The 13,481-nt window shown below is 69.0% G+C and carries 10 protein-coding genes; 3 read left to right on the top strand and 7 right to left on the bottom strand.

Features of this window, described 5'->3' with window-relative positions; translation table 11 throughout:
- Positions 1-23: 23 nt before the first annotated feature.
- The 4 genes from ACFXI3_RS02985 to xsc all read right to left on the bottom strand — a co-directional run bounded on the left by ACFXI3_RS02985 (position 24) and on the right by xsc (position 6,483).
- A complete protein-coding gene (locus ACFXI3_RS02985; protein WP_378397669.1) occupies positions 24-770 on the bottom strand; it encodes a sulfite exporter TauE/SafE family protein in 747 nt (248 codons plus the stop codon).
- Between the two features lie 708 nt (positions 771-1,478).
- Positions 1,479-2,843: an amino acid permease gene (locus ACFXI3_RS02980; RefSeq protein WP_378397668.1), complete on the bottom strand. Its 1,365-nt coding sequence runs from the start codon at positions 2,841-2,843 to the stop codon at positions 1,479-1,481.
- A 295-nt stretch (positions 2,844-3,138) separates the two neighbouring features.
- Positions 3,139-4,503: an aspartate aminotransferase family protein gene (locus tag ACFXI3_RS02975; protein ID WP_378397667.1), complete on the bottom strand. Its 1,365-nt coding sequence runs from the start codon at positions 4,501-4,503 to the stop codon at positions 3,139-3,141.
- Positions 4,504-4,674: 171 nt separating this feature from the next.
- Complete coding sequence (gene xsc, locus ACFXI3_RS02970; RefSeq protein WP_344273798.1) at positions 4,675-6,483, bottom strand: sulfoacetaldehyde acetyltransferase; 1,809 nt, start codon at positions 6,481-6,483, stop codon at positions 4,675-4,677.
- A gap of 145 nt (positions 6,484-6,628) precedes the next feature.
- On the opposite strand from xsc, the gene ACFXI3_RS02965 reads away from it, so the two are divergent.
- The 3 genes from ACFXI3_RS02965 to ACFXI3_RS02955 are packed head-to-tail and all read left to right on the top strand — an operon-like array spanning position 6,629 to position 10,117.
- On the top strand, positions 6,629-7,474 hold the full coding sequence (locus tag ACFXI3_RS02965) for an IclR family transcriptional regulator (RefSeq protein ID WP_344273801.1): 846 nt from the start codon (positions 6,629-6,631) through the stop codon (positions 7,472-7,474).
- A gap of 13 nt (positions 7,475-7,487) precedes the next feature.
- On the top strand, positions 7,488-8,441 hold the full coding sequence (locus ACFXI3_RS02960) for an AAA family ATPase (RefSeq protein ID WP_378397666.1): 954 nt from the start codon (positions 7,488-7,490) through the stop codon (positions 8,439-8,441).
- Complete coding sequence (locus ACFXI3_RS02955) at positions 8,438-10,117, top strand: cobalt chelatase (protein ID WP_378397665.1); 1,680 nt, start codon at positions 8,438-8,440, stop codon at positions 10,115-10,117. The genes ACFXI3_RS02960 and ACFXI3_RS02955 overlap by 4 nt, the downstream gene beginning before the upstream one ends.
- Here the strand turns inward: ACFXI3_RS02955 and ACFXI3_RS02950 are convergent.
- From ACFXI3_RS02950 to ACFXI3_RS02940, 3 genes are read right to left on the bottom strand one after another with little or no spacing between them, the layout of a single operon-like run.
- Positions 10,114-11,553, bottom strand: coding sequence for a sodium:solute symporter (locus ACFXI3_RS02950; RefSeq protein WP_378397663.1), 1,440 nt, complete (start codon positions 11,551-11,553; stop codon positions 10,114-10,116). The genes ACFXI3_RS02955 and ACFXI3_RS02950 overlap by 4 nt on opposite strands.
- Positions 11,553-11,786: a DUF3311 domain-containing protein gene (locus ACFXI3_RS02945; RefSeq protein ID WP_378397662.1), complete on the bottom strand. Its 234-nt coding sequence runs from the start codon at positions 11,784-11,786 to the stop codon at positions 11,553-11,555. The genes ACFXI3_RS02950 and ACFXI3_RS02945 overlap by 1 nt, the downstream gene beginning before the upstream one ends.
- Positions 11,783-13,447: an amidohydrolase gene (locus ACFXI3_RS02940; protein ID WP_378397661.1), complete on the bottom strand. Its 1,665-nt coding sequence runs from the start codon at positions 13,445-13,447 to the stop codon at positions 11,783-11,785. Before ACFXI3_RS02940 ends, ACFXI3_RS02945 begins: the two co-directional genes overlap by 4 nt.
- Positions 13,448-13,481 lie beyond the last annotated feature (34 nt).

Raw genomic sequence — 13,481 nt, 5'->3', positions numbered from 1 at the left:
CGCTTGGCGGGTGTGGGACAGGGTCACGTGACCACCGCTTGGCCTACCAAAGCCAGGGACAGTACGGCGAGGATTCCGAGCACGATCCGGCGGACATCGCCGCGTCCGTGGTGGTACAGCCAGGTTCCGGCGGCGATTCCGGCCAGGGCGATGGGGAGGAAGAGGGCGGTTTGCAGGAGGACGTCGCCGGTGAGCAGGCCGCCGGCGCCGGCGGTGGTGACTGTCATCGAGTCGGCGGCCAGGAAGAACACGACCAGGCTCGCGCGGTTCACTGCCATCGGCAGCGGGGACGCCAGGTACATCAGGACGACTGGCGGGCCGCCCATTCCGCATGCTCCGTTGAGGACGCCGAACGCTGTTCCCATGCCGGCGCACGCGGCGCGGCCGGGCAGGCGTCGGGTTCGGTGGCTGAAAGCCAGGGCTAGCGCGGAGATTCCGACTACCAGTCCGACGGTCAGTCTTGTCGCGCGTTCGGGCAGCGCCGCGAGGAACCAGATGCCGGTCGGCAGTCCGACGAGTGCGCCGGCGAGAAGCCAGCGGATGGACGGGCGGTGGGCGTCGGGCCAAGCCTTCGGCAGCAGGGTCACGCTGGAGGCTATTTCGAGCAGGAGAGTGCTCGGGACGACGGCGGACGGCGGGAGCACCAGGCAGAGGCAGCTCACCCAGACCAAGGACGCGCCGAAGCCGGAGTAGCCGCGGATCAGGCCTCCGGCCAGCAAAGCGGCTACGGCGAAAGCCATCGCCGCCGGGGGCAGCTGCCAGAACGTCATCGGCGGGCCGGGGGAGCGAGGGCACTGGACGGGTGCGGCATCAGACCTCCACGGCGCGGGCGGATCGGTTTACCTTGCGGCACGCCTGGTCGTGGCGGTAGGTCCAGAATCGTGGCATCGCGGGGCGCCAGCGAGTGACGGGCTGGGCTGATCGGGTGAGGGTGGGTCGGGACCAAGCCGCGCGGCCTGGACCCGGCGAGGTCGGGGGAGCTGGTTTGAGCGGGGCAAGGGGAACCGGGTTGAGCGGGGTCAGGCCGCCCGGAACTGGCTTGCCGGGCGGCCCGTGGTCGGTGCGGTCAGAGGTCTGGTTCGGCCGGGGCGCTCGGAATCAGTTCGTCGAACTGGTCGAGGCCCAGGTTTGACCCGGGCGAGGGCCGCCGGAACGGACCTCACCGACCAGGCCAGGGCTTGGTCGGTGAGGTCAGGGGAAGAATGCCCGGAACTAGTTCTCCGGATGCGCTCGGCGACGCCGGGGACCCGTGTTCGAGCCAGCTTTCCGGCGGCCCGTGCCCGGCGAGGCCAGGGGAGCTGGGTTGAGCGGGTGGAGGCCGCCCGGACCTGGCTGGTGCGGTCGGAAGAACCTGGTCCGACCCAGGCGAGAACCGCTGGCTCCCGGACCTGGGACCGCCCGTGACCGACTCCCCGAGTCCGGCAGGCGGCACCAGCCGGGAACCGGCAGACCGAGACGCCCGGCTGGTGCTGGCCGGCTCAGGTGGAAGCCACCCCGGCCTCGCCGCGTGAGGCATCGGTCTCGGCCGTCGCCGCGGGGCCGGCCGGGCGGCGTTTGCGGACCTGGTACGCGATCAGGATCAGCACCAGGGTCACCGCGCTCAGCCAGAACTGCGAGCGGGTCGACGGGAGGAACGCCATGGCCAGAATGACCGCCGCCATCAGGGCGATTGTCGCGTAGCTCAGCCACGGGAAGAGCCACATTTTCAGCGAGAGTGCGCCCGGATCGGTGTTCTGCAGGCGTTTCCGCAGCCGGACCTCGGCCAGGGCGATGGCCAGGTACACGAATAGCGCCACCGCTCCGTAAGAGTTCACCAGGAACTGGAAGATCAGGTTCGGCGAGGTGTAGGCCGCGATGACCGAGACGTAGCCGATGACCGTGCCGGCGATGATGGCCCGGCGGGGGACGCCGCTGCGGGACAGTTTCGTGAACATCTTCGGGGCGTCGCCGTTGCGGGTCAGGGCGAACAGCATCCGCGAGGACGTGTACAGGGCCGAGTTCAGGCAGGAGAGCACGGCCGTCAGGACAATCGCGTTCATGATCGTCGCCACCGCGGGGATGCCCAGGACGTCCAGGACCGCGGCGTACGGACTCACTGCGGTGTCGGGGGCGTTCCAGGCCTTCACCGCGACCACGACGAAGACCGAGCCGACGTAGAACAGCACGACGCGGAACACGATGGAGCGCATGGCTTTCGCGATCGCGCGGCGCGGTTCGGCGGATTCGGCGGCGGCGATGGTGACGATTTCGGCGCCGGTGTAGAAGCCGACGCAGGGGACGACCGCCGCCAGCACCGCGCCGATGCCCATCGGGGCGAAGCCGCCGTGGGAGACCAGATTGCTGACGCCTCCGTGGGAACCGGGCCAGACGCCGAACAGGTACAGGGCTCCGACCACCAGGAACACCAGGATCGCGATGACCTTGATGGAGGAGAACCAGTACTCGAATTCGCCGTAGGACCGCGCCGACACCAGGTTAGTCGCGGTCAGCAGCAGGAGCAGACCCAGGCTCAGCACCCACAGGGGCACATTCGGCAGCCACAGCTGCAGGATCCGGCCGCCGGCCACCGCTTCCACGGCGACCACGATCACGAAGAAGTACCAGTACATCCAGCCGACGGTGAAGCCCGCCCGGTTGCCCATCGCCTCCCTGGCGTACACGTAGAACGAGCCGAGCGCGGGCCGCGCGACGGTCATTTCGGCCAGCATCCGCATGATGAGCACGGTGATCAGGCCGGCGATGAAGAACGAGACCACCGCCGCGGGCCCGGCCGACTGGATGACCACGCCGCTTCCGACGAACAGGCCGGCGCCGATCACGCCGCCCAGTGCGATCAGATTCATGTGGCGTTGCTTGAGGCCCGGTTTGAGACCGCTCTGGGCGGCTGTTTCCGGTGCAGAACCCACGTCTCCTCCTTCCGGCGGCGCCGGGGGACCTCGATGTCCCCGCGCCGACTGCCGCCGCGATGTCGCTGAGAGCTGCTGTGTGGTTCCCGTCACCGTAGGAAGGAACAGGCCCCTCCGCGAGAGCCAGATGCTAGCCATGCTCCGGTACCAGAACGGCCTGATCCCGGACAGCAGGACGGGCGCCGGGCACCCTCGGAACAAAGGGGTACCCAGCGCCCGTCGCGGCTATCCGTCAGGGCTGGATCGCCTTCTCCACGTCGGTGAGCATGCCGTCGACGCCGTGCAGCAGCTCGTCCAGCACGTCCGTGTCGGCCACCAGCGGCGGCGAGATCATCAGCATGGTCGCGCCCCGGTCGTCGCCGCGGAGGATGACTCCGGTGCGGCGGAACGACTCCGGCAGGACCTCGCGCAGGACCGTCAGCGACTCCTGGTCGGTCAGCTCGCGGCCGCCGTCGCGGTCGGCCATCAGCTCGATCGCGTAGAAGAAACCGGTGCCGCGGACGTCCTTGACGCAGCGGTGGGCGTCCTTCAGCGACTCCAGCGCGGCTTGCAGCTTCGGGCCCTCGGAGAGGACGTGCTCGGGCACCTTCTCGTCGCGCATCGCGCTGATGTTGGCGACCGCGATGGCCGTCGACACCGGGTGGCCGCCCCACGTCGCGCCGTGGGTGAAGACGCCGCCCTTCGGGGAGTCGTACAGCTCGGTGACCAGCTGCTCGCGCACGATCACGCCGCCGAGCGGGGCGTAGCCCGAGGTGGAGCCCTTGGCGAAGGTGATCAGGTCCGGTACGACGCCGGTCAGGCCGTGGCCGAAGAAGTGGCCGAGGCGGCCGAACGAGCAGATGACCTCGTCCGACACCAGCAGGATGCCGTACTTGTCGCACAGCGCCCGCAGCGCCGGCCAATAGCCCTCCGGCGGGACCAGCGCGCCCCGGCCGTTCTGGACCGGCTCGGCGAAGACCGCGGCGACCGTCTCCGGGCCTTCCTCGAGGATGACCGCCTCGATGGCGCGGACGCAGTCCAGCTGGTCGGCCGGGCCGCAGTCGCCGGTGAAGCCGAGGGTGTTCGGGACGTGCCGGATGCCCGGCAGCAGCGGGCCGAACGGCTCCTTGATCTTGGGCAGGCCGGTGACCGACAGCGCGCCCATTGTCGTTCCGTGGTAAGCCATTTCGCGGCTGATGATCTTCGTCCGCTCCGGCGCGCCCTGGCTGCGGTGGTACTGCCGGACGAACTTCAGCGCGGTCTCGACCGCTTCCGAACCGGAGTTCACGAAGAACGTGGTGCCGAGGTCGCCGGGGGCGAGGTCGGCGATGATCCGGGCGGCCTCGATCGACGGCGGGTGCGCCGAGCCCCAGTTGCTGGCGTAGGCGAGGGTGCCGACCTGCTCGGCCGCGGCCTTGGCGATGTCCGCGCGGCCGTGGCCCATGTTGACGCAGAACAGCCCGGCGAGACCGTCGAGGTGGCGGCGGCCCTCGGTGTCGATCAGGTAGCTGCCCTCGCCGCGGACGAACACCGGGAATTCGCTTTGCCAGGTGTCCTTGCGCGTGAAGTGCGGCCCGAGGTGTCGGCGGGCAGTGGCCCGCAGCTCCGTGACGTTCACCTGGCGACCTCCTGTGTGTGCGAGAACGGGAATGTGTCGACGATCGCAATCTTTCTGGTCCACGCCCAGAGCCAGAAAGAGGCGGATCACTAGTGCCAGATCCGGTGTCCGGACGCGAAAAACCGGCCGGGCGCAAGGCCCGGCCGGCTCAACTGTTCGCGAAGCGGGGGATTACACGTAGTCCTGGTACTTCTCCAGGAACCGCACCGGCTTCGACAGGGCGTCGCGGCGGAACGGGTCGCCCAGTTCGCGGGTGCACATGATCTCGATGACCGTGGTGCGGCCTTCGTTCATCTGCGCGTCCACGGCCTTCCGCAGCGCCGGGCCGACGTCCTCGAGCTTGTCCACGACGATGCCGTCCGCGCCCATCGCCTGCGCGATCCCGGCGAAGCTCTCGCTTTCCAGTTCTCCGGCGACGAACCGGCGGTCGTAGAAGTCGACCTGGTTCTTCTTTTCCGCGCCCCACTGGCGGTTGTGGAACACGACGGCGGTGACCGGGATGTCGTGCCGCACCGCGGTCATGACCTCGCCCATGCTCATGCCCCACGCGCCGTCGCCGGCGTACGCGATCGCCGGGCGGTCCATCGCGGCGGCCTTGGCGCCGATGATGGTCGGCAGCGCGTAACCGCAGTTGCCGAAGGACATCGGCGCGAAGAACGACCGCGGCTCCTCGAACCGCAGGTAGCTGTGCGCGACCGAGTTGATGTTGCCGATGTCGGTGGACACCATCACCCGCGCGGGCATGGCCTTCTCCAGTTCGCGCAGGACCTGGCGCGGGTGCAGCCAGTTGCCCTCCTCGCCCTCCTGCTCGGCGATCATGTCGAGGGAGTACGGGTCCTTCTCGTGGGTCCACTCGGTGAGTTCTTCTTCCCACGCGTCCTTCTCGGCCTTGATCCGCCCGGCGCGTTCGTCGCGGGTGGCGTCGCTGGCGAGGGTGCGGTCGGCGAGGCGCTCGGTCAGCGCGGCGGCGGCGGCCTTCGCGTCGCCGCAGATGCCGACGGTGATCTTCTTGACCAGGCCGAGCATCTTGTGGTCGGCGTCGATCTGGATGATCTTCGCGTTCTTGGGCCAGTAGTCCATGCCGTGCTGGGGCAGGGTGCCGAACGGGCCGAGCCGGGTGCCGAGCGCGATCACCACGTCCGCCTGCGAGATCAGCTTCATCGCGGCCTTGGAGCCCTGGTAGCCGAGCGGGCCGCACCACTGCGGGTGGCTGGCCGGGAAGCTGTCGTTGTGCTGGTAGCTGTTGACGACCGGCGCGCCGAGGCGCTCGGCGAGCGCCTTGCACTCCTCGACGCCGTCGGACATCACGACGCCGCCGCCGGAGATGATGACCGGGAATTCCGCGGTGGCCAGCAGTTCGGCGGCCTGCGCGAGGGTCCGGTCGCCGCCGGGGCCGCGGTCGAGGCGCTGCGGTTCCGGGATCTCGGTTTCGATCTCGCCGTAGAAGTAGTCGCGCGGGATGTTCAGCTGGGTCGGGCCGAGTTCCGCGTGCGCCCGGTCGAAGGCCCGCGCGGTGTACTCGGCCATCCGCTTCGGGTTGTTGACGTGCGCCTGGTACTTGGTGAACTCCTGGAACATCGGCAGCTGGTTGGCTTCCTGGAAGCCGCCGAGGCCGGTGCCCATCGTGCCCGCTTCCGGCGTGATCATCACGACCGGGCTGTGCGCCCAGAACGCCGCCGCGATCGCGGTGACGCAGTTGCTGATGCCGGGGCCGTTCTGCCCGATGACCACGCCGTGCCGTCCGCTGACCCGGGCGTAGCCGTCGGCCATGTGCGCGGCGCCCTGTTCGTGGACTACCGGGACGAGCCGGATGCCGGCCGGCGCGAAGATGTCCATCGCGTCCATGAACGCCGAGCCCATGATGCCGAAGATGTCGGTGACGCCGTTGGCCACCATCGTCTCGACGAAGGCCTCCGACGGGGTCATCTTCGCCGGCCCGCTGACGACGGTGCGGCCGTCGCCCGTCTTCCTCTCCGCCATGGTTGAACTCCTTCGACGCTGAAAGTCTTGGTTTTCGGTACGTGAGGTTCGTGAAAGCTGAACGCGATGGACGATAGGACGCCGCGCGCGGGAGGTCAACCGGCAGTTGATGGAAAACGAGACAGGATGTGCTAGTTTTCGGAACGTGAGTGAGTTGCGGAAGACCAGCGCCGTGGAACTCGTGCGCGAGCCGGACGGCGCGGGCCTCGACGGAGACACCCCGACCATGCGGCTGTTCGCGCTGCTCGAGCTGATCGCGGCGAAGGACCAGCTGGTGACGCTGCAGGGCCTGGTCGAGGAGACCGGCCTGCCGAAGCCGACGCTGCACCGGATGCTGCAGCAGCTGGAGGGCGCGGGGCTGCTCGTGCGCCAGGCCGACGGGCGGCATTACGGCACCGGCGACCGGTTGCGCCGCCTCGCGGAAAACCTGCTGCTCAACGCCACGCATCACGGCGCGCGGCGCGCGGTGCTCAATCACCTGGTCGACGAGCTGGGCGAGAGCTGCAACATCACCGCGCTGTCCGGCAGCGAGATCGTCTACCTCGACCGCGTCGAAACGCCCGAGCCGCTGCGGTTCTACCTGCGGCCCGGTTCGCGCGTGCCGATCCACTGCTCGGCCAGCGGCAAGATCATCCTGTCCCAGATGAGCCCGGCGCAGCGGCGCAAGCTCCTGGCGCACGCTCCGCTCAAGCAGTACACGGCCAAGACCGTCACCGATCTCGACGCGCTGGAGGAGGAGTTCGCCCGCATCCGGCGCGACGGTTTCGCCCTCGACGACGAGGAATTCCTGCCCGGGCTCGTGTGCGTGGCGGTTTTGGTGCCCAGCCGGACCGGACGGTCCAACCTGGCGGTGGCGGTGCAGGCTCCGGTCATGCGGCTCACCGCCGACAAGGCTTTGCAGGCGCTTCCCGCGTTGCAGCGGGCCGCCGAAGCGATCAAGGAGGTCGAGGCCGAGGGGTCGGCCGACGACGCCGACAGCATCCCGTCCTGACGGAGGTCCCCCGATGAACCCGTTGAGCGGCAACGGTCCCACCGGCCCTGACGCCCGGATCGCCGTGCGCGACGCGTTCGGCCTCGACTCGTCCATGACAGTCCCGTGCTTTTCCGAACCCGACGAGCACGTGCCCGAGGTCGATCCGGCCTACCGCTTCAACCCGGACGTGACGCTCGCGTTGCTGGCCGGGTTCGCGCACAACCGGCGCGTGCTCGTGCAGGGATTGCACGGCACCGGCAAGTCCACGCACGTCGAACAGGTCGCGGCGCGGCTGAATTGGCCGTGCCTGCGGGTGAATCTCGACGGGCACATCAGCCGACTCGACCTTGTCGGCAAGGACGCGGTGGTGCTGCGCGAAGGCAAGCAGGTCACCGAATTCCGGGAGGGAATCCTGCCGTGGTCGCTGCGGCGGCCGACGGCGCTGATCCTCGACGAGTACGACGCGGGGCGGCCGGACGTCATGTTCGTCATCCAGCGGCTGCTCGAACGGGACGGCAAATTCACCCTGATCGACAGCAACACCGTGCTGCGCCCGCATCCGGGTTTCCGGCTTTTCGCCACCGCCAACACGGTGGGGCTGGGCAATCTCAACGGGCTTTACCACGGCGTGCAGCGGCTCAACCACGCGCAGATCGACCGGTGGAACATCGTCGCCGCGCTGGATTATCTGGCCCCTGAAGAAGAAGCCGCGATCGTGCGGGCGCGCGTGCCGGGACTGTCCGTGTCTTTGATCGAGGCGATGGTGGCGGTCGCCGGGCTGACCCGCGAAGGGTTCCGGGCGGGTGATCTGTCGGCGCTGATGTCGCCGCGCACGGTCATCACGTGGGCGGAGAACTGCGAGATCTTCACGGATCCGGCGCTCGCGTTTCGGTTGACGTTCCTGAACAAATGCGACGAGGCCGAACGCCCGGTCGTCGCCGAGTACTTCCAGCGGTGCTTCGACCAGGAGCTGGCCGCGGCGTGAGCACGCCCGAGACCCGGCGGCGCCAGCAGGTCGAGGAGCTGTCCGCGGCGGCGATCCGGGCGGTCAGCGGGGTGCCGGACGCGCATTTCCGGGGCGGGCGCTTGCACCGCGGCACCCGCCCGGTGCCGATGCCCGCGCCGCATCTGCTGGCCGACGACGAGGATCTGCAGTCGTTCCGCGGCGCGGCGGACGGGATGGCGTTGCACCTGAGCCGGTCCGATCGGGCGCTGCACAGGCGATTGCGGCCCGACGGCGGCGTCGAGCGGCTGCTGTTCGAGCTGCTGGAGCAGTTCCGGGTCGAGTCTTTGGTTCCGGCCGGTTTTCCTGGTATCACGGCGAATGTGCGGCGGCGGCACGAACGCTGGTCGCTGTCGGCGCACCACAGTGGACTGACCGAGACGGCGCGCGGTGTGCTGATTTACACCGTCGCGCAGGTTGCGCGGGCTCGGATCACTGGCGAGCCGGTCGTGGAAGAGACTGAGGACCTGATCGAGGTGACTCGGGCGGCGATCGCGCCGATGCTGGGTACGCAGTTAGCCGGGCTTCGGCGGCATCGCGCTGATCAGGCTGCGTTTGCCGAGCATGCGCGGGCGCTGGCCGAAGCGGTCGCGGCGTTGCTGGAGCCGGAGAAGTCCGAAGAGGATGAGGACGAAGCGGAAGCTGCGGCGTACGCGTTGCTGCTGGATTTCGACGACGAAACCGGCAGCGAGGAAGGCGGTATCGCGGGCCTCGGTGACCACAAAGGACCGGTGGCGGCCGGGCAGTATCGTGTCTTCACCACCGCGTACGACCGTGAGGACCGGGCGGGACCGTTAGTGCGGCCGGAATTGCTGCGGGAGCTACGAGAAAGGCTTGATACGCGGGTCGCGAAGCAGGGCGTCAACGTGGCTCGGCTCGCGCGGGAACTCACCGCGGTGCTCGCTGAGCCGGAGCGGTCCGGGTGGGACGGCGCGCAGGAGGAAGGCCAGATCGACGGCCGTGCCCTCGCGCGGCTGATCGCGACGCCCGCCGACCATCGCGTGTTCCGGATCGAGCGGACGGAGCCGGTCGCGGACGTGCTGGTGACGTTCCTGATCGACTGCTCGGGGTCGATGAAGGCGCACCGGGAAACCGTTGCGGTGCTTGTCGATCTTTTCGCTCGCGCGCTCGATCTCGCCGGTTCCAGCTGCGAGATTCTCGGCTTCACCACGGGTGCTTGGCACGGCGGACGCGCGCGGCGGGATTGGATGCGCGCCGGGCGGCCGAAACACCCGGGACGGCTGAATGAGCGTCGGCATCTGGTGTTCAAGGACGCTGCGACACCGTGGCGGCGCGCTCGTAGGGACGTCGCGGCGTTGCTCAAAGCCGATCTGTTCCGCGAGGGCATCGACGGCGAGGCACTGACGTGGGCGGCTGAACGAGCGCGGGCGTGCGAGGGTCGGCGGCGGCTGGTTTTCGTGTTGTCGGACGGAAGCCCGATGGACGGCGCGACCGTGCTAGCCAACGAGGAGCGCTATCTCGATCGCCATCTCGTGCAGGTGGCCGACGGGCTGGAGCGGAGCGAGACGGAGGTGTACGGCATCGGGGTCGGGCTGGATCTCAGTGCGTATTACCGCCGCAGCGTGGCGCTGGACGCCGCGGAAGGCACGGGGTTCCGTGCCTTCCGCGAGATCCTCGATCTGATGGCGCGCCGCTAGCCCGCTGGTTGCGCGACCGGCGAGACCGCGGCGGGTTCGTTGCGCTCCAAGGCGATCGGTGAGCGTCGCTTGCCGGGAGCGAGGAGGCTCCAGCCGAAGACGATCACCATGTTGACGCCCATCGATACCAGACCGGTGTTGAGGCCGCCGAGTGTCACGCCAGTCGCGTACAGGACGACCGCGGTCACCACGCCGACCACCATGCCGGTCGCGATCGCGGCGGTGCGCACTCGGCGCGCGAACAGGATCGCCAGCCAGCCCGGCACCACCTGGGCCAGCAGGTTGTAGGTCAGGTTCAGCACGGTGAGCATGAGCGTCGAGGCGGTCAGCGTGAGCACGGCGGCGAGCACCAGGAACACCGCCACCGCCACGACCGTCCAGCGCCGTTGTGCCGCGGGCCGGACATTCGGGGCCAGGTTGCGGCTGACCATGCCGCCGATCGCCAATGCCGTCGCGGACAGCACCAGCACGCCGGACAATGCGGCGCCGGCGGCTACCAAGCCCAGAACCGGTTCCGGCAGAAGGCCTTTCGCGGTCACCATGAAGACGGTGTTCGGATTCTTGAGGCCGGGGTGCTGCTTGAGCCCGTAGTAGGCGGCGAAGACGAGGAACGGGTAGATCAGCATGTACAGCGGCATCCACACCGTCGAACTCTTCACCGTCCGCTCCGAACGTGCCGGGAACACGTACGCGCCGCCGAAACCGAGGTAGAAGACCACGCTCTGGAACAGGATCGTGGTCATCGCGAACCAGAGGTCCTGGCCGCCCATCGTGGTTTGCGCCCTGGCCAGCGCCTCCGGGCCGGTCACCCCGGACGTGCCGCCGGCGACCAGCACCGCGGCGAGGCCGACGAGCACCACGCCGAGCAGCATGAACGCGTCTTTGAGGATCGACACGAACGCGGGGGAGCGGATGCCGGACACGGCGATGTAGGCGAACGCGATGACCCCGGCCAGCAGGACGCACTGCACGGGCGTGAGTTTCAGCCCGAGGTTGCTCAGCACCACCTGCAGGCCGATGAACTGGTACTGGCCCCACGGCACGAGCGCGATCAGCATCGTCACGCAGGTGATCAGCTCCAGGGTCCGGCTGCCGTAGTGGCGGCCGAAGACGTCCGGGACGGTCATCGCGTCGTGTTTGCGCGCCGCGCGCCAGACCAGCGGGGCGAGGAAGTAGCCCAGCGAATAGGCGAGCAGGATGTAGCCGAGGAACCAGATTCCGTAACTCGCGCCGTGGGCGTAGATCCCGCTCGGGAAGCCGATCATCGTCCCGATGCTGTACACCTCGCCGACCGCCAGGAAGTACAGCAGCCACGGCGGGAACGAGCGGCCGCCGACCAGGAATTCGGAGATCCCGCCGCCGCGAGACGATCGCCCCGCCCAGAGCGCGAGCAGGATCGACAGTCCCATGACGACGGCGACAATGAGAATCAGCATTACTGGTCCTCCTTCGCCGCGGGCTTGTCGGCCGGGTAGTGCTGACGGTCGAAGAACCGCCAGCTGATCCAGAGGCACAGGGTGGTCAGCGGGAAGCAGAGGAACATCCAGAAGAACACCAGCGGAAACCCGGCGACAGTCGCGGGCGAGCCCGCCACCAGCGGGATTCCGCCGAGGATCGCGACCGCGGGGACGCCGAGCCCGATGCACAGGCTCGGCCAGCTGCGGATCATCGGACACCTCCCGCCGGGATCGGATCGCGTTGCCAGACCAGGCGTCCGCCGATCACCGTGGCGTCGACGGTCAGGTCGCGGATCCGGCTCGGGTCCACTGTGGTCGGATCCTCGGACAGCACGATGAGGTCCGCGAGCTTGCCGATTTCGAGGCTGCCCTTGAGCTCTTCCTCGCCAGCGAGGTAGGCCGCGTCGATGGTGTAGCCGCGCAGGGCGGCTTCGACGTCGATCGCCTGCTCCGGGCCCAGCAACTGGCCGCTGCTGGTTTGGCGGGCGACGGCGCACCAGATGCCTTCCAGTGGCGGCACCGGGGTGACCGGGGTGTCGGAGTGGAGTCCGAAGTGGATTCCGCGGGAGCGTGCCGAGGCGAGCGGGCTGATCCGGCGGGCGCGTTCCGGGCCGAGGAACACGTCGCGGTGCCGGTCGCCCCAGTAGTAGACATGCTTGATGAAGAACGACGCGGCGATGCCGTTTTGGGCCATCCGGTCGAGCTGGTCTTCGCGGGCGGTTTGACAGTGTTCGATGCGGTGGCGGCGGCCGGTGCCTTCGGGTGCGCCTAGGCGGGCGTAGCCGTCGATGATGGCGTCGATCGCCGCGTCGCCGTTGCCGTGCACGGCGACCTGCCAGCCCGCGGCGTCGAGCGCGGCGATGCGGCGGGACAGGTCGTCCGGTTCGAGCAGCATCATGCCGTGGTCGTCGGGGGCGCAGGTGTAGCCCTCGGCCAGGCAGCCGGTGCGGCCTTGGATCGAGCCGTCCGCGACGATTTTGATGCCGTTCATGGTGAATCCGTCCGGATTGGACAGATCGGGCGACTCCGGGGTGCCTTCGGCGAGGCCGGGCAGCAGGGTGTGGAAGAGGTAGCCGTGGATGCGGGTGTGCAGTTTTCCGGCTCGGGTCAGCATCCGGTACGCGGCGAGTTCCTGTTCGCCGCCGATCAGGCCGATTCCGGTGTCGTGCACGGAAGTGACGCCGTTGCGCAGGTATTCGGCGTCGGCCAGTCGGAGTGCTTCGGCCAGTTCGTCGGGGCCTTGCGAGGGCATCGCGGAGTTGACGAGGAACGCCGCCGTCTCGATGAGGAGGCCGGTCGGTTCGCCGCGTTCGTCGCGGGCGATCACCCCGCCGGGCGGATCGGGAGTGGCCGCGGTGATGCCGACGGCTCGCAGCGCGGCGGAATTCGCCACGGAGAAGTGGCCGGTCACGTGGGTGAGCAGGACCGGGTTGCGTGGTGAAGCCGAGTCCAGGTCGTGCCGGGTGGGGTGCCGGTTGTCGGCGAGAAGCGTGTCGTCGTAACGGAAACCCTTGATCCATTCGCCGGGGCCGAAGTCGCGCGCCGCCTGCCGGACGCGGTCGGCGATGTCGCTGATCCGGTCGTTGGGCGGGCTGCCGGCGTCGACCGGGGCGGCCAGCGTCATGCCGAAGAACGACGGATGGTTGTGCGACTCCACGAAACCCGGGACGACCGTGCGTCCGGCCAGGTCGAGCACTGTCGTCTCGGGACCGGCGAGGGCGGCGATCGAGCGGTCGTCGCCGATTTCGGTGATCCGGCCGTCGCGGGCGGCGAGCGCGGACGCCCGCGTCCCGCCTCGGTCCAGGGTCAGCACCGTGCCCCCGAGCACCACCAGGTCGGGAGCCGGACGAGCGGATACAGCGGGTTCGCCCACGATGGGACCTCCTTGTCCACGTGTCCTGCCCCCA

The organism is Amycolatopsis sp. NPDC059235 (assembly GCF_042754125.1).
In the GTDB taxonomy this organism is placed as follows: Bacteria; Actinomycetota; Actinomycetes; order Mycobacteriales; family Pseudonocardiaceae; genus Amycolatopsis; species Amycolatopsis albidoflava.
The sequence above is the reverse complement of the archived record's forward strand: the minus strand, read 5'-3'. Positions and strand labels throughout refer to the sequence as shown.

Bases quoted from the DNA above. Each gene is read 5' to 3' on its own strand.
- ACFXI3_RS02985 (WP_378397669.1), bottom strand. From the start codon at position 770: ATGACGTTCTGGCAGCTGCCCCCGGCGGCGATGGCTTTCGCCGTAGCC.
- ACFXI3_RS02980 (WP_378397668.1), bottom strand. From the start codon at position 2,843: ATGAATCTGATCGCACTGGGCGGCGTGATCGGCGCCGGCCTGTTCGTC.
- xsc (WP_344273798.1), bottom strand. From the start codon at position 6,483: ATGGCGGAGAGGAAGACGGGCGACGGCCGCACCGTCGTCAGCGGGCCG.
- ACFXI3_RS02960 (WP_378397666.1), top strand. From the start codon at position 7,488: ATGAACCCGTTGAGCGGCAACGGTCCCACCGGCCCTGACGCCCGGATC.
- ACFXI3_RS02950 (WP_378397663.1), bottom strand. From the start codon at position 11,553: ATGCTGATTCTCATTGTCGCCGTCGTCATGGGACTGTCGATCCTGCTC.
- ACFXI3_RS02945 (WP_378397662.1), bottom strand. From the start codon at position 11,786: ATGATCCGCAGCTGGCCGAGCCTGTGCATCGGGCTCGGCGTCCCCGCG.